This window comes from Shewanella aquimarina (assembly GCF_023349185.1).
Lineage (GTDB): Bacteria > Pseudomonadota > Gammaproteobacteria > Enterobacterales > Shewanellaceae > Shewanella > Shewanella aquimarina.
The window spans coordinates 102,426-125,827 of record NZ_JAKIKY010000011.1; the positions used below are offsets into that span (position 1 = coordinate 102,426).

Sequence of the window (23,402 nt, forward strand, 5' to 3'; positions counted from 1 at the left end):
CTAAAGGTAGCGACTAGATCTTGAAATAATCGCTCAGAGGCAGATCGCGAATGCGCGTGCCACTGGCCGCAAAGATAGCGTTGACGATACTGGGCGCGATGGGCGGCACACCCGGCTCGCCCACCCCGGCGGGCGGCGCCATAGATGGCACTAAGATGGTCTCTATCTCGGGGCATTGACTCAGTCGCAGCAGCGGATAGTCATGAAAATTAGACTGCTCCACCCGGCCATCCTTAAAGCTAATGCGCCCCATCAGGGCGATACTGAGGCCAAACATCACGGCGCCTTCGAGCTGAGAGGCCACCCGGTCGGGATTGACCAGGGTACCGGCGTCGATGGCGATAATCGTCTTGAGCACCTTAAGCTGCTTATCCTCGCTCACCTCCACCAGGCTTGCAGCCGCCACATAGGCGGTAAAGCTGCGATGCACCGCGAAGCCCCAGCCTTGTCCCGCCTTGGGCTTAGGCAGCTGCTTCACCTTCTGCTCCACCGCTGAGATCACCCCTTTATAACGGGCGGTGTCCACTGGGTGACGGGCCAGGGTCTCACCATAGTTGCCGTAGTTAAACTTTTGATCGCTAAAGGTCTCTTGTCTGTCCTTGCCTAATAGCTCGCGCCACATGGTAAAGGTATCCAGGCCGCGTTTGCTCGCCAGCTCATCGACAAACACCCCGATGCCGAAGCCATGTTGAATGTTGCACACCGAGCGCATCCAGCCGATACGGGTATGGGCGCTGGCCTTCACCGACTCGCAGCGCAGGCTGTCGATCGCCAGTGGCACATCGACGAAACCCAGATCCAGCTCGGAGGCGCTGGGTTCATCTACCCCCTCGGCGAAGGTCGAACTGATACTGGGGAAGCCGGTGCGCTGCAACATGGCCTCGACCCCCTTGTCGCCCATCCTGGCCTTGAAATACTGGGCACTGATGGCGTGCAGGTAACCATTTTGCAGCTCATCTTCCCGGCTCCAGCACACCTTGATCGGCTGGCCCGCTTGGCGAGACAGCAGCGCCGCCTCGACGCAGAAATCTGGCTTAGACTTACGACCAAAGCCGCCCCCCAGCAGGGTCACATGCACAGTCACCTGTTCGGCCTTCAGTCCCAAAGCTGCAGCCACATTTCCCTGGGCACTCTGAGGCGTCTGGGTCGAGGCCCAGATCTCGGCGCCGCCATCGGTCACACTGGCGGCCGCCACTGGTGGCTCCATCATGGCGTGGGCCAGATAGGGCACGCTGTAGACCGCCTCTATGGTCTTATCCGCCGGCCAGCTCTGGCTCTGCTCGCCGAGCTGCCTGACGGGCTTGCCACTCTTCTGCACCGCGCGCTTCAGCTGCGCCAGATAGGCGCTGGAATCGTGCCCATGGTTTGGCGAGTCACTCCAGCTAATCTTAAGCGCCTTACGCCCCTGGGCCGCACTCCAGGAGTTAGTGGCCAGCACGGCCACGCCGCCCAGCGGCTGAAAGCTTGGCGCGCCCTGATGTCCCGGCAGGGTAATAACATCCACCACACCGGCGACGGCGCGTGCCGCCTTATCATCGAGCTTGTTCACCTTGCTACCGAGCACCGGCGGGCGCACTATGCTGGCATAGAGCATGTTTTCCAGTTGAATGTCGTAACCATACTCGGCGCTGCCGTCTAAAATCGCCTCCATATCCACTATGGTGTGGCCCTTGCCGATATGGGTAAAGGCCTTGGCGGACTTGAGTTTAAGGCCGGTCACCTCGGGCAGCGGCAACTTGGCCGCCGCCATGGCCAGCTCACCGAAGCTGAGGCTGCGGCCAGAGGCCGAGTGAGTGACCTTGTTGTTGGCCGTGCTCAGTTCGGCTACCGGCACCTTGAGCCGCTCGGCCGCGGCCTGCTCCAGCATGGTACGGGCCATGGCGCCCATCTCGCGCATCTTGTCGAACCCCTTGCGTATACTGCGGGAACCATCGGTGTTCTGACTGCCGTAACGTTTGTCGGCCAGCCCCTGCACCACCACGACCTTGTCCCAATCGGCGCCCAGCTCGTCCGCCAGCACCTGAGGGATGCCGGTGCGGATCCCCTGCCCCATCTCGGAGCGGTGACAGGTAAGGTAGACCCTGTCATCCTCGCCGATGGCGATAAACAGGTTAAGGCGCGCCTCGCCGTTTTGCGCCAGCGCCATCGGGCTCCAGGCTAGGCCACTGGCTCCCAGGGCCAGACCGCCACCGGCCGCGCCGAACAGCTTTAACACATCCCGGCGACTGAAATTTTGTACCGCGCTGAACTGACTCATGCCTCGACCTCCCTTGCACTCAGATCCCTTGCACTCAGCTCCCTTTCGCTCAGGTCAAGTTGAGCCGCGGCGCCACTCGCCTGTTTGATCGCCGCCTTGATGCGGGTATAGGTGCCGCAGCGACACAGGTTGCCCACCATGGCCTCCTCTATCTGAGCATCGTTTGGCTGAGGATATTGACTCAGCAGCGCCGCCGCCGACATCAACTGCCCCGCCTGACAGTAGCCGCACTGGGGCACATTATTGTCGCGCCAGGCCTGCTTGAGGCCATCGGCCTTGAGCCCCTCGATAGTGGTCACCTGCTTGCCCTGCACCTGCTTTAGGCTGGTCAGACAGGCCCTGGCGGGCTCACCATCGACATGTATGGTACAGGCGCCACAGAGGCCGGCCCCGCAGCCATATTTGGTGCCAGTCAGCCCCAGGAGATCTCTGATGGCCCAGAGCACTGGCATATTGGGATCGGCATCTAAGGTGTAATCTTTTCCGTTTATCTTGAGTCCGAGTTTCGATTGGGACATCAGTTTCTCCTTGTTGACCAATAGGCTATGGTTAACGGCCTTGCTTTAATTTGAATAGTTTTAATTTGAACAGCTTGTTTTGTTTTCGCTTTTATTTGATTTAGCTTTGCTTGGTTTAACTTTAATCGACTTAGCGAGTATCTAATTAATTCGAGTCGGTTGTGTCATTGGGCGCCCGCCTTGCTCCTCGCCAAATACGCCATTAGCTGAGATCGGGTATCGATATCGACGCTGGCATTCTCCATCGCCATGGCGATGAGGTTGCCCTCCTGGTAGCGCCGGGACAAGAGGGCCTTGGCGCCGCGATCGCCGCTAAGACTCGACAGCGCCTCAAAATCGTCATAATGAAACAGTGCCGGCGCCCCCAGAGTTAACTCATAATAGGCACAAACCCGGGTGTTTGCCCGGGCGCGGGCGCGAAACAGCCCGAGGTAATCCTCAGTACCTAGCTTCACCTGATCCCCAAGGGCGATCAGCAGCGTCTCGGCCCGGCGCGCCTTGGCCTCCCGGGCTGCGGCGGCAATCGAGTGTCCAAGCCCCCCTTGCCAGTCTGGGTTATGCAGCAAGGTTGCCGAGGGCGGCAGGCAGCTAGCGATCGCTTGATGATGGGCGCCGGTGACCACTACCAGAGTGGCGCCAAGCCTGTTTGCAACCTCATGCAGTGCTTGGTACTGATGGCCGATAAGTGTCTCAGTGGGCTGGCTGATTAAACTGGCACCCGCCTGTTCGCATGCCAGTTCATTGGCTTCACTAGACAGAGATTGCGCCAGCTTCACCCCGCCGAAACGACGACTCTCACCGGCGGCCAGCAGGGCGATCATCACCTTGCCTTCGATGCAGGTATCAGGCTTCATGCCATCACCTCTTTGAGGGCGACCCGCTTGGCGCCGTGCAGCACGCCGTGACATTCGGACAATATGGAGAGGGCTATCGAGGATGGCAGCTCGCCCCCTAACGCCAGGCCGGCCGGCGCCGAGAAATAGGCGCCAAAGCTTGCGACCTCTAGCCCGGCAAGGGCCAGCACCCTGTCACGCCTATGGCCAGGGCCCAGCAGTGCCAGGTAGCTAAGCTCCCGGGCGTGTTGATGAATTGCCGCCAGGGCCTGGGCGTCCAGCTCCAGGTTATGTTGCATAACGATGGCGCCATCAAGGCGGGTCCAGAAATTCTGTGGCAGCTCATTAACCGGCAGCTTGATGATGTTGGCGCCGACAAAGTCATACTCCCTGGCATAACTGGTGCGACGGTCGACCACATCCACTCGCCAACCCAGCTGCTGGGCAATTTGACACACGGGCTGGGCATCCAGGCCGCCGCCGAAGATGGCGATACGATGCCGTTCGCGCAGGGGAACGACTAAACTCGCAGACTTACCTTGCACCGACTCACCTGGCACTGACTGGCCCTGTATGATGCCCGGGCGGGGAAAGTCGCTCAGTTGCCAGCCCGCCTTGGCATCATCCAGGGCCTGCTGGCTGCACCACACCATGGCACCAACTGAATCAGAGGAGCCAGCGACGCTAGTCGAATCGAGCGACAGCGAAGCATCGACAAGATCTAGCTGATAATGGCATCGCCCCTGGCTGGCGAGCGCGGCCTTGAGCGCCTGAAAGTGCAGATAGTGATTGGCGGCGCACAGGGGCACCAGCATGAGATGAACGAGTCCGCCACAGCCCAGCTGATAGCTGGCATCGGCCTCGTCGGTCGCATCGTAACAGACGCTGGCGGCCTGCCCCGTCTGGATCACCTTCTGGGCCCGGCGGCGCAGGTCGGCCTCCAGGCAGCCGCCGCTCACCAGGCCGACACTTTTACCCATACCGTGGATCAGCATCATGGCGCCCACCTTGCGATAGGCCGACCCCTCCACATGGGTCACCACGGCCAGCACCCAATCATCTTGGGGCGCCGCCGACCAGGCGTTGAGCAGATCTTCGATGTGATGTGACATATCCCTGTGTCTCTTAGGCAAAATTAAGGACTAATGCCTTAACCTAGCAGACACAGAAATAAAAAACAGACTCAAAGCGTTGCAAAAGATTTCACAATGAAAAAACGGCGATTCGAATGAACCGCCGTCTTAAAACAAGTATTTAGAATCCTGATTATCAAGATCAGTTAGTGAGATCAGTTCAACAGTTGATCCGCCACGAAGGGGTTTTGCTGACGCTCGGCGCCGAAGGTCGAGATAGGCCCATGACCGGGAATAAAGCTCACCTCACGCCCCAAAGGCCAGAGCACCTGGGTGATAGAGTTTATCAGATCCGTATGACTCGACTGGGGGAAATCGGTGCGGCCGATAGAGCCCTTAAACAGCACATCACCCACCCAGGCCAACTTGTCGGCCGCACTATAAAACACGATATGGCCCGGCGTATGGCCGGGGCAATGCAGCACCTCTAAGGTCTGCTCGCCCACGGTGACGCGATCGCCCGAGCAAAGATACTGAGCAGGCGCAAAAGCGGCGACCGGCATGAAACCAAAGTGCTTGCTCTGTTGCGGCAGGGTCTCGAGCCAAAATGCATCATCCTTATGGGGGCCAATAATGGGCACGCCCGCGGCATCCGCCAGCGCCTTGGCGCCACCCACATGGTCGATATGCCCATGGGTCAGCAGTATTTTCTCCAGGGTCAGGCCATGGTGCGTCAGCTGCTGCTGGATCCGCTCTATGTCGCCACCCGGGTCGACCACGGCCGCCTGTTTGGTTTTTTCACACCAGATGATGCTGCAATTTTGCTGAAATGGCGTCACAGGCACAATTTGATACTTCATCTTATTCTTTCCACTTTCATCCACCCCGGCATAGGTTAAATCATCGGGTTGGGATTCTCTAACGGCACTGACAAAAAGATTGATCTAGGATAACCTATCCGCGTCATTTAGTACCCTATTGCCTGACATTAGCGCACATTTATTCATCAAAAAGCATTACCAACAAGAATCAATTAAAGGCTCATCATGTCCGATCTACAACGCCTCGCCGGCATCCATTGCCGCAAACACTTTTTTTCGCTGCCATTGGATCACCAAGCCCCAGATGGCGAGTGCATCACAGTCTTCGCCCGGGAGTTAGTGGCGCCTGAACACACAGATAGCAATCTGCCTTATCTGGTCTACTTCCAGGGTGGTCCGGGCTTTGGCGCCATCAGACCCGCGGCCAACGGCGGCTGGATAAAGCGCGCCCTGCAGGAATATCGCGTCTTGCTGCTGGATCAGCGCGGCACCGGCCTGTCGAGCCCGATCAACTATGCCTCACTGGCCCATCTGGACTCACAAGCCCAGGCCGACTACCTCAGCCATTTTCGCGCCGACAGCATCATCCAGGATGCCGAGCTTATTCGCGCGCAGCTGATAGGTGATGAAAAGTGGAGCATACTCGGTCAAAGCTTCGGCGGCTTCTGCGTGCTGAAATACCTAAACGATACGCCCCATGGCCTGCATGAAGCCTATATCACGGGCGGCATCCCTTCGCTGACCCGCAGCGCCGATGAGGTCTATCAGGCCACCTACAAGCGAGTGCTGGCCAAGAACCAGGACTTCTTCGCCCGTTTCCCAGACGCGCAAGCACTGGTTAAACGCCTGGCCGCCTACCTGCAACAGAACGAGGTGCGCATCGCCACTGGCGAGCGTCTCACGGTGGAGATGCTGCAACTACTTGGGATCAACATAGGCATGGAGCAAGGCGGCGAGCCTGTCTATTACCTGCTGGAACAGGCCCTGATAGAGACGACCCAGGGCACTCAGGTCAACCCACTGTTTTTGGCTCACTTCTGCCAGCTGCTGGACTTTAACACCAACCCCATCTTCGCCCTACTGCACGAGAGCATCTATTGCCAGCAAGACGCCTCGAGCTGGGCGGCCCATAGGGTAAGACAGACTTATAACGAGTTTAACTATCAAGCCGACAAGCCCTTCCTGTTTACCGGCGAGATGGTCTACCCCTGGTTCTTCGACCAGTTCACCAACCTCAAGCCGCTGAAACACGCGGCGCACCTGCTGGCCGACAAGGCCGACTGGCCCATGCTGTACGATCCCGCCAAGCTGGCCGACAACCAGGTACCAGTCGCCGCGGCCATCTACAGCGAAGATATGTTCGTGGAGATGAATTACAGCCTGGAGACAGCGGCTCAGGTGGGTAATCTGAAATACTGGCTAACCTCAGAATATGAGCATAATGGCATCCGTATGGATGGTGAGCATATTTTGGATAGGTTGATTGGGATTAATCGAGGGGAACAACTTAGGTAAATCTTCTCGGGGGCGTATCGCTCGCCCCGTTTTCCCTGCTCTATCTCTTGCTCATTTCCTGTTTCGTTCCAGCGATTCGTCCATCGAGGCTATTTCGCATTTCTAGCATAATTATTTTAGCCGTTGGCGGTGATGGCGTTTGTTGAGATGATTTGAAAGTCGTACCTTCATGGCTATCTAACGCCTGCCCGGCGGGTGCTGTACAAGGACGTACCAATGTCGTGATCACATGGATGTGAAAGAACGACGTATGTGCAGATACGCCTGTGAGACGCCGTGAATAAATCCCTTTAGGCTCTACCGAAACATCCCTGTTTCGGAAGCTCACCGGCGTATCTTCACTAAGTATCTAACGTCTCTTCGATTTGGCTTCATTTGTTACGAGAAGTAATTGTAACTGTTCATCTGTTAAGTGAGTTGGGAGTTGTACCTTCATGGCAATCTAACGCCTGCTCCGGCGGGTGCTGTACAAGGACGTACCAATGTCGTGATCACATGGATGTGAAAGAACGACGTATGTGCAGATACGCCTGTGACACGCTGTGCGCCTTCTGACCTACATGGATGTAGGGAATGCCAAAAAATGTAGGGAACATTTTTGGCCTTGGCCGCTCTACGGTTTCATCCCTGAAACCGAAGGTCACTTGCGTATCTGCACTCAGTATCTAACGTCTCTTCGATTTAGCTTCATCTGTTACTCGTAGATACAAGCTATTATTTTTAAAGAAAAAGTGCATTAAAGTATGACGAGGCATGTTGAATACCAACTACAAGGTAGACTAAAATATCACCAGTCAAGGACAGAGCTAGGCCAACTCGATTCAAACATCGACTACGCCATACAGGGAATGAAAAAACCAACAAGCACCAATCAAATCCCTCAATAAGTTAACTCTGACCCTATTTAATTGGGAAAACAGCCGGAATCACGCGATCGTACTTTATAGAAATCTTGGCACCAGGTCTGGACAGATGGACAAGTCATAAACGATGTGCTTGGTGGAATGTTGGGTGGAGTAATTTGAAATGAACAAGCTGATTTTAAGTATATTTTTAGGTATCTTGGCTGCACTCAATACTTTTAGTGCTAGTTCAATACCACAAAGCATACAGATTAATAAGTCTGGCGAGATTATAAATGGTGAGTTTTCAACATCATTTATGTCACCTGCTCTTGAAAAGTTTGTCATTTCGTTCTCTATGGTTGATGATACGAATATTAGCAATATTCAGTTAATTATGCCGAGTGGAGTTGTCATTAATTCTGAGAATGCTTCAAATTACAATTGTAACTTTCTATTCTTTACCCCATTGACTCCGCAAGAACACTTAATTTCGTTAGAAAAGAGCCTTATCATAGAGCTCAATAATGTTACCTCAGGTAACTATGCCATTACAGGAAAGGCGAGTGGCTCTCAAACTCTTATTCCAATCAGTATAAAATTCCCTACATCAAAGATAAATGTCGCATTAACAGTTGGCGAGGTTGGTCCAAATAAAAAGCCAATTAGCGTAGGAAATATGTTTCCTGTCGATGTGCAACTGTATGATGATGGCGTTCCACTGGCTACAGCCAAAGCCTCTTTTGAGTTTGTGAAAGATGGTGTTGTAGTCAGCAAGATTATAGCTGTAGATGATGGCTCTGGAATGGACTTCAAAGCCAGTGATGGGAGTTATCATGCTTTTTTCATCCCTGAGGTTGAGGGGGAGTACACTGTGCTTGTCAGAATTAATGGTACTAATTTAAACGGTGAGAGGTTTGAAGTCAGTGTTGACCAAAGCTTTAAATCTATACTCCAACAAGTATATGTTACCGGCAGTGTTAATGAGATATTGGTCGACTTAGATAAAGATGGTTATATTGATGAACTCAGATTGGAGTTTGAGACTGCAGGCCCATTTCAATCGACAGGATTTTATTACAATAGGGTTACGTTAGAGACCGAAGATGGTACTAAAATTTTTGCAGGGAACAAAATTGATGCTACAAATAATAAAATTTTTGTAACGTTTAAGGGGGAGAAACTAAGGAGCCTAGGATATTCAGGTAAATTTACAGTTTCAGATTTCTGGCTTGATTATGGTTATTTGAGGATTCAAGATAAAGATAATTTTTACACTACTTCATATTTTGAACAAGATTCCTGGGAACGAGACGATTTACTTTATTTAGGTAATGTGACATTCGAGCCCATTGACAGCGTGGATGGGCGTTTCATCGAAATGATTGACGTATCCTTTGAGGTCGATACGCTTCCCGCAGCAGCAAAGTTTGGCTATTCGGCCACAATAACCACTGTCGGTAATGAGCATGTCGGAGTCTATGGCAATCCTGACATCGAACTGAAGAAAGGGATCAACAGAATTACATTCTCCATCCCTGCAGCTGATTTTGCAAAACTACAATCAAACACGGCATTGAAAATAAACCAATTAACCATGTATCCCTTGATAAAGGGTGGCAATGTTATATCTAAAAGGAATGTGGCAACCAGTGAATTATATTCCTGCTGGGACTTTCGAGGCTGTTCAACGGCCGAGAATGCCATTCCCGTTGCGGTGGGCGATGAGGTCACTTCTACTGGAAAAGCCATGTATATACATGTAGCCCCAAATGACTATGACGGTGATTTGCTCAAGGTTAGCGATCAAAAGAAAGATAATTTTGGCACATTAACACAGTGGAGCATTCATTTTGATTAAGTTAAGAATGTTAGAGGCGTTGTGTTCGCTATTATTCGGCGCCGCACTGTTTTACAGTGCAGCGCCCGGGGATACTGGTGTCTCTTTTTTCCCTATGTTGCTGGATTTAGAGCCGCTCTACATATGCTTTGCTATCTGGCTAATATTATCCGGTCTTATCGCTTGGTATTTCGGGCCTGCTAAATGGCCGAATATGTTGATTTTTGGGGCCATAGGCATGTTGTCTATTGTCGTGTTATCTCCTGTTGAAAAAAGAGTCTATCAGCCCCCAAGCAAGATAGTTGCCGCGGCGAAACAGTATTTGGATGACAACAATGTCTTATATAGCGATTTTAGTGTAGTTGCACGGACTAGAAGCTTGTTTGATCCATTTAGACCTCATTATTGGACTATTAGTGTTTACGCCAATAATAAATTTCCCAGTGAAGTAGAAACTGATGATTCTTGGGATTCAGAAAAGCATGGGCGATTTGCAGTGTATGTTAGAGAATCATTTTGGGGAACTCTGGATATTAAAAGTGGAACATGGTCATCCGATCCCTCATTTTTTTTTTGGCATAAGAAATAAGTCGCATAAATTATGGATACCATCCAAGCCTCATGGCCGGTTCGGCATCCATGCCTCTCGTTCGTATGCACGAAGCTAGGCTTCACTTACCGTGTCACAAATGTGTTTGCACATGGGGCCTGCCGCAGGCAATTCAACACTATGAAGGTCAAGGCTAGCATCAGCGAAGTAAAAATCTTTACGGCTAGATGTTTCAAGCCAAAAAGCAAAAGCCTTCATTCGAAGGCTTTTTCTATTTAATAACAACTTACGGCAGGTATATGCCCGGAAATCACTCTAGCCAGGCGTAGGTGTCTAGGGCGAGGATTTGTAGTTCGACGCTTTGGTGTAGTCGCAGTGGCGGCTTGGTGGCCTCATTAAACCCTTCACCCTGCCCTGCGCCTAGGGCGACGTAGAAGGGCATCAGGTGTTCTATGCTGGGGTGGTTAAAGCTGGCGTGTGGGGCCTGGCGCTCGACATCCAGCAGCGCTGGCAGATCTCCTTGGGAAAGCTTATCGGCGATCCAATTCACGAAACTCTGCATCTTCTCTACCTTTTGCGGGTCGCCGGGGCGGCGAAACAGCTCGCCCAGGTTGTGGCTGATGCCACCCGAGCCCAGCACCAATACGCCGTCAGTGCGCAGGGATTTTACCGCTTGTCCCAGACGATAGTGATAGCTGGCGCCCTGGCGGCTGTCGATTGAGACCAGCACCAGAGGGATATCCGCCGCGGGATAGAGACGGCACAGCGGCGTCCAGAGGCCGTGATCCCAGCCAAGCTGCTCATCTAACTCGGCGTCAAACCCGGCGGTTTGCAGAAGATCCGCGACCTCGGCGGCCAGCTTAGGCGCGCCAGGGGCCGGATAGTTAACTTGGTAGAGGGCGTCGGGAAAGCCGTAGAAGTCGTGCACTGTGCGCGGGGCCTCGCTAGATGCGATACGCACCTTGCCGCCCATATCTGTGTGGGCCGAGAACACCAATATCGCCTTGGGTCTTGGCAGCACCTGACCCAGCTCGGCGAGAAACGCGGCGTTGTCGCTGTCATCCAGGGCCAACATGGGCGAGCCGTGGGAGACGAACAGGCTCGGCATTAGCCCGGTACTGGTTGCAGCCTTTAGCTGCTCACTCACTTCAACGGAAATCTGTCTTGAACTCATATTTGTGCTCACTTTTAAACTCTTTACTGAACTCATAAGCTAACCTGTGGGCCGACAGGCACTATGCCTGTTGGGTTAAGGGCCTTGATCGAATAGTAACCCTGCTTGATATGCTCGATATTGACCGTGGCTGCGATGCCATCGAGGGCATAGATGCGCTGCAGATAGGCCTGTAGCTGCGGCTTCTGGGCGATCAGCTCACGGTTGCACTTGAACAGGCCATAGTAGGCGACATCGAAGCGCACCAGGGTCACGAAGGCGCGAATATCCGACTCGGTCAGTTGCTCGCCGAGCAGGTAGGATCGACCATCGCTCAGGGTCAACTCTAATTCATCGAGCAGGCTAAAGACGCCCTGATAGGCCTCTTCGTAGGCAAACTGACTGGTGGCAAAGCCCGCCTTGTAGACGCCATTGTTTAACTCGTGATAAAGACGCTCATTCAAACTATCGATAGCTTGATGCAGCCTCTCAGGATAGAGGTCCAATGCCGGATTTAGTGCCGAGTCGGTAAGGTGATCGAAGGCGGTGTTTAACATGCGTATGATGTCTGCCGATTCGTTATTCACTATCACCTGGCGCTGCTTATCCCAGAGCACAGGCACGGTCGCCCTGCCGGTAAAGTGAGGATCCACCTGGGTATAGAGCTGATGTAGATACTTGTGGCCATTGAGGCTGTCGCTGTCTCCAGCTACCTTGCTACCCTGCGCGCCGCCAAACTGCCAGCCCTGATCCGAAAGCACGGGGTTGACCACGCTGACACTGATATGCTCGCTAAGGCCCTTGAGCGCCCGCACCATCAGGGTACGTGAGGCCCAGGGGCAGATATAGGCGACATAGAGATGATAGCGGCCAGACTCCGCCTTAAAGCCGCCCTCACCCGTAGGACCAGCCTCGCCTGTCGGCGTTATCCAGTTGCGAAAGCTAGAGATCTGACGCACGAAACGCCCCTCATCATCCTTAGCCTGCACCGGCTGCCAATCTCCATTCCAACGACCATCGACTAACATCTGCTTCTCCTTCTAAACCCGTAACAGGATGCCGGGCATAGTCTCCTACACCCGCCCCTACCGCAAAATTGGCTAACCTTAGAGACGACCGCTCAGTAGCTTGTCGATTGAGTAGCGTCCACCGCCCTGCACCGCCAGAGATAGCGAGGCCGCCAGCAATATCAAGGCAAACTCGTAGCCGTTGTTAGAGACAAACAGGCCGTTGCCCACGTGCAGCGTCATGGCCACCGCCATGGTGAAGGCGGTCAGCGCGGCGGCGGGACGAGTCAGCAGACCCAGCACCAGTGCCAGACCACCGAAGAACTCGGCGCTACCGGCCAGCAGGGCCATCAGGTAACCGGGTTCGAATCCGACGCTGGCCATCCATTGCCCAGTGCCTTCCAGGCCATAGCCGCCGAACCAGCCGAACAGCTTCTGGGCGCCGTGAGCGGCGAAGATAAGTCCTAGGGGTAGACGCAGTACCAAGGGGGCCAGTCCAGCATCGCTGTTAAGTAGTTTGATTAATGTTTGCTTGTTCATAGTGATCTCCTCAAAGATGTTTGGTTTGCAGCCTTTGGCCTTTGACTTTGATTAGGTATAAGTCATTAGCCATTCGCTGCCGATGAGGTAAATGTAGCTCTCAACGTCAAATTGATAAACACCGCTATCATTTAATGATTAGCAACAAATTGACGATAATAAGCCTGGGCGGAAGATGGGCTTACGTCTTGGAGCATTAGTCTTGAGGCATTAGTCTTGAAGCTTAGGGCTTAAGGCTTTGCGCTCGGGCGCGGAAAGCTTGAGGACGAGAAAGCTGGCTAATGCGAGAAAGCTAGCTAGAGCGAGAAAGCTGGCTAAAACTATAAAGCTAGCCAAAACCAGCTAGTCGTCTAGCGCATCCCAGTAAGGGGTCTTGCCATAGTATTGGCTCAGGGCATCGACGAAACAGCGCACCTTGCTGGCGAGAAACTTACGGTGCACATAGACGGCGTACAGGCCAAAGGGCTCTGGCGTATACTCGGTGAGGATCGCTTTGAGCTTACCACTACGCAGGGCCTTGCTCACCAGAAAGGTGGGCTGCACCACTATGCCGCGACCGGCGATGGCGGCCTCCACCAGCATGTCACCGTTATTACAGGCCAGGTCGCTTGGGATCTTCAGCGCCGAGAAGTGCTCGCCGAAACGACCGAAGGCCGCGCCCAGATCCGAGTAGCTAAAGTGCAGATAGTTGTGATGGATAAGATCCGCCGGGGTCTTGGGCTCGCCGCGCTCGGCCAGATACTCGGGGGAGGCGCAGACAACCAGCTTGATCGGGGTGAGCTTCTTGGCGATAAGCGAAGAGCTTGAGAGCTGACCGATGCGCAGCGCCACATCGACGCCATCCTCCAGTAGATCCACCTTCTTGTCCGTCAGGGTGATATCCAGCCTGACATCCGGGTGTTGCTGCTGAAACTGCACCAGGGCGCTCGGCAGATGATGAATACCGAAAGACATGGGGGCGCTGACCTTAAGCAGACCCGAGGCGGTCTCGCTAAGGTTGGTCAGGGCGTTGTCCATCTCCTCGATATCGATAAGCACCTGCTGACATCGCTCGAAGTAGGCCCTGCCCGCCTCGGTCACATTGACCCGCCGCGTGGTGCGATTGAGCAGGCGCACCTTGAGATGCTCCTCGAGCTGAGACACATACTTGCTGACCAGCTGTGAGGAGAGCCCTAGCCTGTCCGCCGCCTTGGTGAAGGAACCCTCCTGCACCACGGCCGTAAAGGCTTTCATGGTATCGATTCTATCCAAGATAAGCTCCCCTATTCGTTCTTAATTAGTCGCCAAATTAGTCATCAGATGTTGATAATCAAAGACAAAATAGTCTATTTAATGGAACTTTTGAAGATAATCTAAGGGTAAAAATTCAATCAGCAGAGGTCGTACGCACCGTTGTCAGCCAATAAAAACTGGGCTAAACCTATAACAGATGCATACTCAGACTCAGGAGAACGAGATGGACTACCACTTAACCCAACTAAGCGGCGATATTCTGGTGGGCATAGTCAACGAGCAGCTCAGGCTGAACTGTAATGATAAGCAGGACCTCTTCTACCAGCTGGACATTCCCAGCGCTCAGCTGGAGCAGAAACTGGCGGCATCAGGGTTCGAATATGACCCCATCAGCAACCAATACAAGGCCTGCAAATAGCGATTAACCTGCCAGCGAGTTAAGAAGCTATTTAGCTATATCCCTGGGGATTACGACACTGCCAGCACCAGCTGTCTTGCATCATCTGCGTAAGATCTCTCGCCACCCGCCAGTCGAGTTCCCGGGCCGCCTTTTCAGGGAAGGCTTAGACGCTTAGGCGAAGGCCCCCGCCCCGCTATGGCACAGATAGATATCCGCCGTCAGCCCTGTCCTTGCCTGATACTCGGCGGCGATTGTCTCGTGCACCAGGGCTATCTTGTGCTCTGGCAGCAGGGCGACCACGCAGCCACCGAAGCCGCCGCCAGTCATGCGCGCGCCGCCATCCATGCCCAGCACCTCGCTCACCAGTGCCACCAGACAGTCCACCTCAGGGGTGCTCACGGCAAAATCATCTCGCAGCGAGCGATGAGAGGCGGCCATCAGACGGCCGATGCGGGCGCTATCGCCTGCGCTTAGCGCCTCAGCCATCTCAAGCACCCGGGCGTTTTCACTCACCACATGGCGGGCACGCCGAAACAGGGTCGGCTCGAGCGAGGCCTCAGCCTGACACAGCTGCTCATAGCTCACCTGCCGCAGGGAGTTCACACCGAAATGCTGCGCCACCTGCTGGCACTGCTCGCGCCTCAGGTTATATTCGCTGCCTACCAACGCCCGCTTCACGTTAGAGTTGATGATCATCAGCCCTAGCCCTGCTGGCAGCGGCACCTGTTTGATATCGAGATCGCTGCAATCGAGCAGCATGGCGCGCTCCGCCTCTCCCATGGCCGAGATCAGCTGATCCATGATGCCGCAGTTACAGCCGACAAAATCGTTCTCCGCCTGCTGGCCCAGCTGCGCGGCTTTTATGCCGTCGACCTTGAGATCGAACAGCCCGGCGAAGGCCTTGATAAGCGCCATCTCAAGAGAGGCCGATGAGCTCAGCCCCGCTCCTTTAGGCAGATTGCCGCTAATCATCAGGCTAGCGCCCCTGAGAGGAGGCTGATCCGTCTCGGCCAGATAGGCGCTGAGCATCTTCACCATGCCGCGCACATAGTTGCTCCATGGCGAGACGCTATCCAGTGGCATCTGCGCCATTGCTTGGTCATCGAGCGAAAAGCTAACCTTCTCGTTGTCCATGTCTCTCGCCACCACTTGGATCTGGCTATCATCGCGCTGTGATGCAGCCACCCAGGTGCCCCTGTCGAGCGCCACTGGTAATACCCAGCCCAGGTTGTAGTCTGTATGATCGCCTATCAAATTGACCCGCCCCGGGGCGTAGGCCACTAACCTAGGTTCTTGGCCGAACGCCTGGTTGAAGGCCTGGGTGAAGGCATGGATAAGGGCTTGAGTTAGCTCGCCATTTCTCATCTTTCTGTCCTTTTTTTAGCCTGGCTTTATCTGTGTTTTTATTGGCTCTGCTTGCCTTAGCTATTTTTGTTGTGGCTGTTCTTGTAGTGGCTACTCTTGTAGTGGATTGGGGATTGTTCCCTCAAACGCGCGGCGGCCTGCTCAGGGGTGATATCCCGCTGGATCTCGGCCAGCAGCTCGTACCCCACCATAAATTTCTTCACGCTGGCGCTACGCAGCAGTGGCGGATAAAAGTGAGCGTGCAGGCACCACTCGGGGTGGTCCTGGCCATCAAACGGCGCGCCGTGCCAGCCCATGGAATAGGGAAAGGCGCACTGGAACAGGTTATCGTAACGCACGGTGAGCGCGCCTATGATCTCCCCCAGGCTTTCACGGGTCTCGGCGGTCAGCTCCGGCATGCGCCTAATGTTGAACCTTGGCAAAAGCAGGGTCTCGAAGGGCCAGCTGGCCCAGTAAGGCACAAGCGCCACCCAATCATGGTTGCTCACCACAATGCGCACTTCTTGCTGTAGCTCGCGCTCGACATAGTCGCCCAGGAGATTGCCATGATGCTGCAGGTAGTAATCCGCAAGGCGCTGCTGTTTCGTCGCCACCAATGTGGGAAGGTGGTTATGGGCCCAGAGCTGCCCATGGGGATGGGGATTAGAGCAGCCCATGGCGGCGCCCTTGTTTTCAAATACCTGCACCCAGAGATACTTCTTCCCCAATAGCTCGCTCTGGCTTTGCCAGACGGCGATCACCGCCTGCATCGCCTCGGGGTCGAGCTGCGCCAGCGTCAGGCTGTGATCCGGCGAGAAGCAGAGCACCCGACTCTCCCCCTCTACCGTCTCGAAGCGAAACAGCGGATCCTCCCCCTGAGCCTTGGGGCCTTCACTATTGAGGGCGGCGAAGTCGTTTTGAAACACGAAGGTGGTGTCGTACTTGGGGTTTTGCTCGCCATTGATGCGTTTATTGCCAGGGCAGAGGAAGCACTCGCTGTCGTAACTGGGCGCCGTGGTCAGATCCAGCGCCTCGGTCTGTCCCTGCCAGGGCCGCTTACTTCTATGTGGTGACAGTAACACCCACTCGCCGGTGAGAGGATTGAAACGGCGATGGGGGTGTTCATCGGTTGAAAACTTCGGCTTAGCCTGGGTCTTTTGAAACATAATAGCGATCTACATCCTTGGTTCTTAAGTGATCGCTATGCTCGGCCAGTTGCCCTTTACAGTCATTCCTGAAAAGAGCCTTTTGTTTCCCATTTACCACCCAAGCGAGAAGAAAGCCACACTTATAGTGACAACTAATAGTGGTCAACTAAAATTAAACGCTTCGGGTACTTAGCCCACCCTACATACTACTGAGTATCCAGCACTTCCCCCTCTGTGATCTAGGCAAGAAAGGTTAAAGAGTGACACCCACCATGCTAAACAAGAGCAGATTTTCAATAGGGATTTACCTATTTTAAGGGGACGCTAACGGCACAGAATGCTCCTTTTGGGAAGAATAGCTTCATCCCACCCGGCGACGAAACTCCAGCGGCGACATGTTGAACTCGCGCTGAAAGATGTCATAGAAGCGGCTCACCGAGCCAAATCCTGCCTCCAGCGCTATGTTCAGCACAGGATTCTCGGTATCGATCAGCAAGGCCTGGGCATGTTGCAGTCGTAGCTGGTTAATATATTGTTTTATTGAGACTTTCATTACGCGATTGAAGAGCTTCATCGCATAGTTCTTGTGCAGCCCGGTGGACATGGCCACGTTCTCTATGGTGATCTTCTGATCATAATGGTCGGCGATATAACGCAGCATGGTCTGAATATGGTTAAGCCCGCCAAACACCGGCTTGTCGACCCCATGGCTGCTACGATGAGCCAGATTAAAGGTGCTGTAGTGCTCTATCGCCATGCGCCGGATACGATTGCGGATCTCGTTGATCACCTGACTGGCGAGCAGAGGCTCCTGGCTGGCGATATCCGCCTCCCAGATCTGCGTCAGCTGGCGATCGCACACATAGAGGCTGTCAGACACCATCACCTCGCCATGGAGCAACTGGCTGACAAACTCCCCCGGCAGCATCCAGGTGAGGAAGGCCTGCAGCGGAATGTAGATATTAACTATCTCACCGTCACCATGACAGGCGGTCATCTGATGGGGGATCGAAGCCCAGAAGATGATCATCCGCCCCTCGGGCACAGAGATCTCCTGACCGTTAATCAAATAATCGGCCGAACAATCAAAGAGGTAGTTAATCTCTATATGGCCATGCCAATGGCTGTGGGCCATCACCTCTGGCCGCTTGCGATGAAAGCCAAACTTATTGTCTTGCGCCTGCGCCGTTAACGGACTGGCTTCACTAAACGAAATTTTCTCGACCCATTCGAACATAAGGATAACCCCGGTTAACCCACCTCAGGCGAAACTAACGCACATACACTTGATTCACAAACTTAAGTTATTTTTCGGGAAGTTATACCTTATTTTCAGGAAGGTGCAGAGTGAAACTTACTCAAGTAGCTAGCATGAAAACGACTGATGTTAAATATTCGTTAGGGTATTTTCTGGAAGTCATAGCCACTATTTTGGGAAGTCTCCCATCCAGTATCGAGGATATAAATATCAGGGTGACGTGCTCAATCTCGTTTTGATCCGCTAGCCTTGCCTTTGGTAGCTGTCGCACCGCCGCGTCGATTGCCATAGCCACGTTTCTTAAACGAACGCTTAGGCGCCTCGACACCTTGCAAGGCCTTGGGCAGCTGGGCACCAGCCTGCATTATAAGCCCGTTGAGCGACTCGACTAGCGGCGCCATGAAGCTCAGGTACTTGGCTTCTTTACGACTGATGGCATCCAGGTGACTCTCCCACAGCGCCGTCATATCCGGCGTAGTTGCCGACTCAGGCAGGCTATTGATGAGGCCGCGACCAACAGGGGTCGAGACGATAGATTTTCCCTGGCGCGCCAGAAAGCCTCTTTTAAACAGCAACTCGATGATCCCGGCGCGGGTCGCCTCTGTCCCCAGGCCGTCGGTTTCCTTGAGGATCTTACGGATCTCTGGGTTGCTCACGTAACGACTGATCCCCGTCATGGCGCTCAGCAGGCTGGCATCGGTAAAGGCCTTGGGCGGCTGGGTCTGCTTCTCGATAAGCTCTCCCTGACCAGAGTGCAGTTCTTGCCCCTTATGTAGCGGCGGCAGCAGGGCCAGGGCCTCGTCGCCCTCGCCGTCGGCCTTGTCATCGCTGCGCTTGGGAAACAGTTGCTTCCATCCGGGGGCGATCTCCTGCTTAGCCTTGGTATGAAAATGGCCGCCGGCGATCTCCACCTCAACCTGAGTCTCATGGTAGCGATAGACAGGGTAAAACTGCGCCAGATACTGACGCGCCACTTGCAGGTAGATCTGTTTCTCGGCCTGGCTCAGGGCACTCAGATTAGCTACTTTCTCGGTAGGCACTATGGCGTGGTGGGCATCCACCTTAACATCGTTCCAGGCCTTAGAAACTATCTTGGGATCCGGCGCGGTGCACTGGGCGGTGAGTTCGCCAGCCCCCTTAAGCACGGCGTCGATCACCCTTGGCGCCAGAGCCAGCTGCTCCTTAGGCAGATAACGACTATCGGAGCGTGGATAGGTGATCAGCTTATGTTTTTCATACAAGGACTGACAGGTATCGAGCACCGTCTTGGCACTCATGCCAAATCGTTTCGCCGCATCTATCTGCAGCGACGACAGGTTATAGGGTAAGGGTTGTCCCTGCTGTTTATCTTTGGCCTGCAGATCCGTCACCTTGGCGGGCTGCTCTGTGATCCGCCCCACCACGTTTTCCGCCAGGCGGCGCGACAGCACCCGCCCCTCCTCATCCATATAGGGCTGACAGGCCTCGCTGGGCTGCCACTTGGCCTTAAAATGCGCCTGCTCTTGGGTATACAGATTGGCCTGCACCTCATAGAAAGGCTTGCTGACGAAATTCTCAATAGCCTCATCACGACGCACCACCAATCCTAATAGTGGCGTCTGCACCCGACCGACGGAGAGCACTCCCTGATAGCCCACCTTACGGCCTTGGAGCGTATAGGCGCGAGTCATGTTCATGCCATAGAGCCAGTCGGCGCGGGAGCGCGCCAGCGCCGAGGTCGACAGGGGGATAAACTCTCGGTTGCTACGCAGCTGCCCTAGGGCGCGTTTCACTGCCTGGGGGTTGAGGTCGCTCACCAGTAGGCGCTGGGTCTGTTCTAGCTTGTCGCCCTTGACCCCCAAATAGGCGATCACCTCATCCACCAGCAGCTGACCTTCACGGTCCGGATCCCCGGCGTTCACCAACTGGCTGGCCTGCTTGACCAGTTTTCTCAGTACGCTGAGCTGTCCCCGTGTTTTGCTCTTTGGGGTCATCTTCCACTGCTGCGGCACTATGGGCAGATGGTCGAACGACCAAGACTTGAAGGCGGGATCATAGCTGTCGGGCTCGGCCTGCTCCAGCAGGTGCCCTATGCACCAGGAGACGGTATCGCCATTGGCCGCCGTGATATAGCCCTCGCCCTTCTTGTGGGGTTTAGGTAACACATCGGCGATTGCCCGCCCGAGACTGGGCTTCTCTGCTATGTATAGGATCATACTGACATCAATTACTGTATAAATTAACAGTAACTTTAAACCACTCGTGGCCTTGGCGCAAATAGGAAAAGCAATCTTATGCTTACATGTAAATTTAGTTGAGAATAATTCTCATTAAAGAGTAGTCTAAGGCCATTCTATGGAGGTTGATATGCACATACGACTCAAAACCCCTTACCGACCCGAGCGCCTGCTACTCTATGCCACGCTGACAACGACGGCGCTGCTTCTGCTCTTAATGCCTAACTTAGCATTACCCTGGCGACTGGATCCCCTGATGCTGTTTGGCGCGCTGCTGTTGCTAAGCTGCGCAGGCACTCTATTTGCGCTCGCCCGCCATGGTAAAAATCATAGGCTGGCCATGGGACTCCTGTTCTGCCTCTGGCTGTTGGTGTGGGTAAGCCAAGGCTTGCTGCTCCCCTTCTGAACTCTCGCTATGCTCGATTAGCAGTGACTTGTCCCCAGCTTTGTCTTGGCCTCATCCGGCAAAAACCATTAAAAAGGCGCCTCCCAGGAGACGCCTCAATCAGCTTTAACAACATGCTGAGTCTATGTTTTTAACTTACCTAGCTGTAGGTGCTGCTGCTCCACCAATGCCGCTAGGCTGGCACTGCTCTGCTGCGCCTCATCGGCCAGTCTCGCCAGCTCTGAGGCCGAATCAGAGATGCCGGTTATGTTGCGATTGACCTCTTCGGTGACGGCGCTCTGCTCCTCTGCAGCGGTGGCGATATGGGTCACCTGCCCCGAGACCTCCTGAATCTGGCTCACTATAGTGTTAAGCGAACTCAAGGCCGATTCGGTCTGGGCCACGGCGCGCTGGGCACCATCCACCCCTTGGTCGATGATCTGCGACGCGCTGGTAACCTCCCGCTGTAAGGTCTCGATCAACTTGCCAATCTCATCGGTAGAACTCTGGGTCTTGGAGGCCAGGGCCCGCACCTCGTCAGCAACCACGGCAAAGCCCCGCCCCTGCTCTCCGGCGCGGGCCGCCTCGATGGCGGCATTCAGCGCCAGCAGATTGGTCTGTTCGGCAATGGCGCTGATCACCTCGAGGATCTTACTGATGTTGGTGCTGCTTTCCGCCACCTTGCCCACGGCTTCCTTGGCCAGCAGAGATTCTTGCGACATATGGGTCACATAGCCCATGGCCTGACTCAGGCTGTCTTCACCGGCCTTGACGTTGAGGGTCATCGCCTCGGTTTCCGATGCGGTTTGCTCAGAGGCCTTGGCCACCTCCAGCGCGGTGGCGCTCATCTGATTCACCGCGGTCACCACACTCTCGATGTCACTGTACTGACGATTGACGCTGTTGTGGGTCTGCTGGGCAATCCCGGCTGCCACCTGACTCTCCGCCTGAGAACGTGACGCCAACTCCTTAAGCTCGCCGATCAGCAGGCGCAGCTTGGTAATAAAGCCATTGATGCCGCCTCCCAGGGCGATTAACTCGGCGTGGGATTCCACCGTGATCGCCTGAGTCAGATCCCCCTCGGCGCTGGCAAGGTTTTCCACTCGATTCTGAATCACCTTAAGCGGCGCTATGATGGAACGTATCACTAAACTAATGGTGACCACGGCGATTAAGGAGACGATAACCCCGACGATCAACAGCAGGCTACCCAGAGAGCTGGCCATCGCCGACATCGCCTTATCCATGGCATTGGCGGCCTCATAGGCATCAACCTTGTCCACCTCGATAACCAGCGACCACTGCGCCTTGGCAAGTCCAATATCGATAGGATAGGCGACGATAATATGGCTTCCTTGCTCCAAGTAGCCGCCCTGGCGATGCAGCCCGGTTAACTGACTGGCGAGCGAGGGTGCGATAGATTCGCCCAAGGGCCTTGCCTTCTTATCATAGTGACTGGCCGCCACCACTAAGCCCTTCTGGCTCAGCAGGGTCACCTTGGCCTTGCCTCGATACAGGCTGGCCGAGAGCTCGTCGATCAGCTTCTGAAACACAGGCAGGTTGACGTCTACACCTATCACGCCACGAAAACTGCCGCCCACCACCACAGGTACGGTCAGCGAGGTCATCAGCGCCGTGTTGCCCGGGCTTATCTCATACAGGTAGGGCTCCATCAGGCAAGGGCGCTTGGTATCCTTGGCGCACAGATACCATTCGGCCTCGCGCACGCCAAACTCCTTGAGGGTGGCATCATATTTCTCACTGGCATCGTCCACCTGCTGATGTTCGACGCTGCCATCGTCGTTGCGGGTGTAATAGATCTCCAGGGTGCCCGCCTCTGGCACGCTGTGACTAATCTTCTGGGTATATTCGCTATCCCGACCATCATAACCATTGGGCTCGAACTGGGCGTACATGGAAGAGAGCTGGCTATTCTTGCGCAAAATACCTGCCACAGATTCCTCAACCCCTTCACGAGATAGCGGCTGAGTGGCGGCGCTTTGTTCTATCATACCCGCAAAGGAGAAGGGAATTCGGTAAGCCTCGTTGATGAAACCCGCAACACGCTCGCCGTACTCACCGGCCCGGGCACTGAGACGCTGGCGGGTCTCATCATGCAGCGCACTCTGCACCTGGCTTGCCAGTTGGGCATTTTTGTCGCTGAGCGACCACCAGAGGCTAAAGGAGAGAATGGCAACGATGATCAAAAACAGCGTTGAGGTGATCCAAAGCAACTTAGTACTGATGGACAAGTGTTTCATTTATCACTCCTAAGCAAGGCGGTAGAGATGAGGATTAAGGCGTGAGACCGAGCTCTTTCACTCATTAAACATAGCACTAAAGCATTAAAACACCATGCTATCAGGTATTTAATTGACCTTGCAGGGGAAGCGATGTAGCAAAATGCCCCATAAAAAAACCGACCACCTACATAAAAAAACCGACCACCTACATAAAAAAACCGACCAC

Annotated in this window: 19 protein-coding genes; 5 read left to right on the forward strand and 14 right to left on the reverse strand. The window is 54.4% G+C overall.

Annotated features, from left to right (window positions below; translation table 11 throughout):
* Positions 1-13: 13 nt before the first annotated feature.
* The 5 genes from L2731_RS14265 to L2731_RS14285 form a co-directional block, all read right to left on the reverse strand.
* Positions 14-2,257, reverse strand: a complete 2,244-nt coding sequence (locus tag L2731_RS14265; protein WP_249253817.1) for a xanthine dehydrogenase family protein molybdopterin-binding subunit — start codon at positions 2,255-2,257, stop codon at positions 14-16.
* On the reverse strand, positions 2,254-2,775 hold the full coding sequence (locus tag L2731_RS14270) for a (2Fe-2S)-binding protein (RefSeq protein WP_249253819.1): 522 nt from the start codon (positions 2,773-2,775) through the stop codon (positions 2,254-2,256). The genes L2731_RS14265 and L2731_RS14270 overlap by 4 nt, the downstream gene beginning before the upstream one ends.
* Positions 2,776-2,939: 164 nt before the next feature.
* On the reverse strand, positions 2,940-3,629 hold the full coding sequence (locus L2731_RS14275; protein WP_249253821.1) for a nucleotidyltransferase family protein: 690 nt from the start codon (positions 3,627-3,629) through the stop codon (positions 2,940-2,942).
* The gene (locus L2731_RS14280; protein WP_249253823.1) at positions 3,626-4,720 is read right to left on the reverse strand and encodes an XdhC family protein; all 1,095 of its coding nucleotides are present in this window, start codon (positions 4,718-4,720) and stop codon (positions 3,626-3,628) included. Before L2731_RS14280 ends, L2731_RS14275 begins: the two co-directional genes overlap by 4 nt.
* 176 nt (positions 4,721-4,896) lie before the next feature.
* On the reverse strand, positions 4,897-5,541 hold the full coding sequence (locus L2731_RS14285; protein WP_239850894.1) for an MBL fold metallo-hydrolase: 645 nt from the start codon (positions 5,539-5,541) through the stop codon (positions 4,897-4,899).
* A gap of 186 nt (positions 5,542-5,727) precedes the next feature.
* Between L2731_RS14285 and L2731_RS14290 the strand changes: the two genes are divergently transcribed.
* The 3 genes from L2731_RS14290 (at position 5,728) to L2731_RS14300 (ending at position 10,288) form a co-directional block, all read left to right on the forward strand.
* Positions 5,728-7,017 (forward strand): alpha/beta fold hydrolase, encoded by a 1,290-nt coding sequence (locus tag L2731_RS14290; RefSeq protein ID WP_249253825.1) that lies wholly within the window; start codon positions 5,728-5,730, stop codon positions 7,015-7,017.
* Positions 7,018-8,043: 1,026 nt separating this feature from the next.
* A complete protein-coding gene (locus tag L2731_RS14295; protein ID WP_249253827.1) occupies positions 8,044-9,720 on the forward strand; it encodes a choice-of-anchor X domain-containing protein in 1,677 nt (558 codons plus the stop codon).
* Positions 9,713-10,288, forward strand: a complete 576-nt coding sequence (locus tag L2731_RS14300) for a hypothetical protein (protein ID WP_249253829.1) — start codon at positions 9,713-9,715, stop codon at positions 10,286-10,288. Before L2731_RS14295 ends, L2731_RS14300 begins: the two co-directional genes overlap by 8 nt.
* Positions 10,289-10,559: 271 nt before the next feature.
* Here L2731_RS14300 and L2731_RS14305 read toward each other — a convergent pair whose 3' ends face one another.
* The 4 genes from L2731_RS14305 to L2731_RS14320 form a co-directional block, all read right to left on the reverse strand.
* Entirely contained in the window at positions 10,560-11,423 is an 864-nt protein-coding gene (locus L2731_RS14305) for a DODA-type extradiol aromatic ring-opening family dioxygenase (RefSeq protein ID WP_249253831.1), read from the reverse strand.
* 32 nt (positions 11,424-11,455) lie between these two features.
* On the reverse strand, positions 11,456-12,430 hold the full coding sequence (locus tag L2731_RS14310) for a glutathione S-transferase family protein (protein WP_249253833.1): 975 nt from the start codon (positions 12,428-12,430) through the stop codon (positions 11,456-11,458).
* A gap of 78 nt (positions 12,431-12,508) precedes the next feature.
* Positions 12,509-12,949, reverse strand: coding sequence for a DoxX family protein (locus L2731_RS14315; RefSeq protein ID WP_249253835.1), 441 nt, complete (start codon positions 12,947-12,949; stop codon positions 12,509-12,511).
* A gap of 342 nt (positions 12,950-13,291) precedes the next feature.
* Complete coding sequence (locus tag L2731_RS14320; protein ID WP_249253838.1) at positions 13,292-14,200, reverse strand: LysR family transcriptional regulator; 909 nt, start codon at positions 14,198-14,200, stop codon at positions 13,292-13,294.
* A gap of 205 nt (positions 14,201-14,405) precedes the next feature.
* Between L2731_RS14320 and L2731_RS14325 the strand changes: the two genes are divergently transcribed.
* Complete coding sequence (locus tag L2731_RS14325; RefSeq protein ID WP_239850905.1) at positions 14,406-14,600, forward strand: DUF4250 domain-containing protein; 195 nt, start codon at positions 14,406-14,408, stop codon at positions 14,598-14,600.
* A gap of 153 nt (positions 14,601-14,753) precedes the next feature.
* Here L2731_RS14325 and galK read toward each other — a convergent pair whose 3' ends face one another.
* The 4 genes from galK to L2731_RS14345 form a co-directional block, all read right to left on the reverse strand.
* Positions 14,754-15,947, reverse strand: coding sequence for a galactokinase (gene galK / locus L2731_RS14330; RefSeq protein ID WP_249253840.1), 1,194 nt, complete (start codon positions 15,945-15,947; stop codon positions 14,754-14,756).
* A 56-nt stretch (positions 15,948-16,003) separates the two neighbouring features.
* Positions 16,004-17,092 carry a UDP-glucose--hexose-1-phosphate uridylyltransferase gene (locus tag L2731_RS14335; RefSeq protein WP_249253842.1) on the reverse strand — a complete coding sequence of 363 codons (1,089 nt, stop codon included), beginning with the start codon at positions 17,090-17,092 and terminating at the stop codon, positions 16,004-16,006.
* A gap of 343 nt (positions 17,093-17,435) precedes the next feature.
* Positions 17,436-18,311: a helix-turn-helix domain-containing protein gene (locus tag L2731_RS14340; protein WP_239850919.1), complete on the reverse strand. Its 876-nt coding sequence runs from the start codon at positions 18,309-18,311 to the stop codon at positions 17,436-17,438.
* Positions 18,312-18,556: 245 nt separating this feature from the next.
* Complete coding sequence (locus L2731_RS14345; RefSeq protein ID WP_239850921.1) at positions 18,557-20,527, reverse strand: DNA topoisomerase III; 1,971 nt, start codon at positions 20,525-20,527, stop codon at positions 18,557-18,559.
* Positions 20,528-20,678: 151 nt separating this feature from the next.
* Here L2731_RS14345 and L2731_RS14350 point away from each other — a divergent pair, with 151 nt between their 5' ends.
* Positions 20,679-20,954, forward strand: a complete 276-nt coding sequence (locus tag L2731_RS14350) for a hypothetical protein (RefSeq protein WP_249253844.1) — start codon at positions 20,679-20,681, stop codon at positions 20,952-20,954.
* A gap of 122 nt (positions 20,955-21,076) precedes the next feature.
* On the opposite strand, the gene L2731_RS14355 is transcribed toward L2731_RS14350, so the two are convergent.
* Positions 21,077-23,194: a methyl-accepting chemotaxis protein gene (locus L2731_RS14355; protein WP_249253847.1), complete on the reverse strand. Its 2,118-nt coding sequence runs from the start codon at positions 23,192-23,194 to the stop codon at positions 21,077-21,079.
* Positions 23,195-23,402: the final 208 nt, after the last annotated feature.

Excerpts from the sequence above, each read along its gene's own strand:
- galK (WP_249253840.1), bottom strand. The coding sequence starts at position 15,947 with ATGAGAAATGGCGAGCTAACTCAAGCCCTTATCCATGCCTTCACCCAG.
- L2731_RS14335 (WP_249253842.1), bottom strand. The coding sequence starts at position 17,092 with ATGTTTCAAAAGACCCAGGCTAAGCCGAAGTTTTCAACCGATGAACAC.
- L2731_RS14265 (WP_249253817.1), bottom strand. The coding sequence starts at position 2,257 with ATGAGTCAGTTCAGCGCGGTACAAAATTTCAGTCGCCGGGATGTGTTA.
- L2731_RS14295 (WP_249253827.1), top strand. The coding sequence starts at position 8,044 with ATGAACAAGCTGATTTTAAGTATATTTTTAGGTATCTTGGCTGCACTC.
- L2731_RS14270 (WP_249253819.1), bottom strand. The coding sequence starts at position 2,775 with ATGTCCCAATCGAAACTCGGACTCAAGATAAACGGAAAAGATTACACC.
- L2731_RS14290 (WP_249253825.1), top strand. The coding sequence starts at position 5,728 with ATGTCCGATCTACAACGCCTCGCCGGCATCCATTGCCGCAAACACTTT.
- L2731_RS14350 (WP_249253844.1), top strand. The coding sequence starts at position 20,679 with ATGCACATACGACTCAAAACCCCTTACCGACCCGAGCGCCTGCTACTC.
- L2731_RS14280 (WP_249253823.1), bottom strand. The coding sequence starts at position 4,720 with ATGTCACATCACATCGAAGATCTGCTCAACGCCTGGTCGGCGGCGCCC.
- L2731_RS14355 (WP_249253847.1), bottom strand. The coding sequence starts at position 23,194 with ATGAAACACTTGTCCATCAGTACTAAGTTGCTTTGGATCACCTCAACG.
- L2731_RS14275 (WP_249253821.1), bottom strand. The coding sequence starts at position 3,629 with ATGAAGCCTGATACCTGCATCGAAGGCAAGGTGATGATCGCCCTGCTG.
- L2731_RS14310 (WP_249253833.1), bottom strand. The coding sequence starts at position 12,430 with ATGTTAGTCGATGGTCGTTGGAATGGAGATTGGCAGCCGGTGCAGGCT.
- L2731_RS14340 (WP_239850919.1), bottom strand. The coding sequence starts at position 18,311 with ATGTTCGAATGGGTCGAGAAAATTTCGTTTAGTGAAGCCAGTCCGTTA.
- L2731_RS14315 (WP_249253835.1), bottom strand. The coding sequence starts at position 12,949 with ATGAACAAGCAAACATTAATCAAACTACTTAACAGCGATGCTGGACTG.
- L2731_RS14345 (WP_239850921.1), bottom strand. The coding sequence starts at position 20,527 with ATGATCCTATACATAGCAGAGAAGCCCAGTCTCGGGCGGGCAATCGCC.
- L2731_RS14285 (WP_239850894.1), bottom strand. The coding sequence starts at position 5,541 with ATGAAGTATCAAATTGTGCCTGTGACGCCATTTCAGCAAAATTGCAGC.
- L2731_RS14325 (WP_239850905.1), top strand. The coding sequence starts at position 14,406 with ATGGACTACCACTTAACCCAACTAAGCGGCGATATTCTGGTGGGCATA.
- L2731_RS14305 (WP_249253831.1), bottom strand. The coding sequence starts at position 11,423 with ATGAGTTCAAGACAGATTTCCGTTGAAGTGAGTGAGCAGCTAAAGGCT.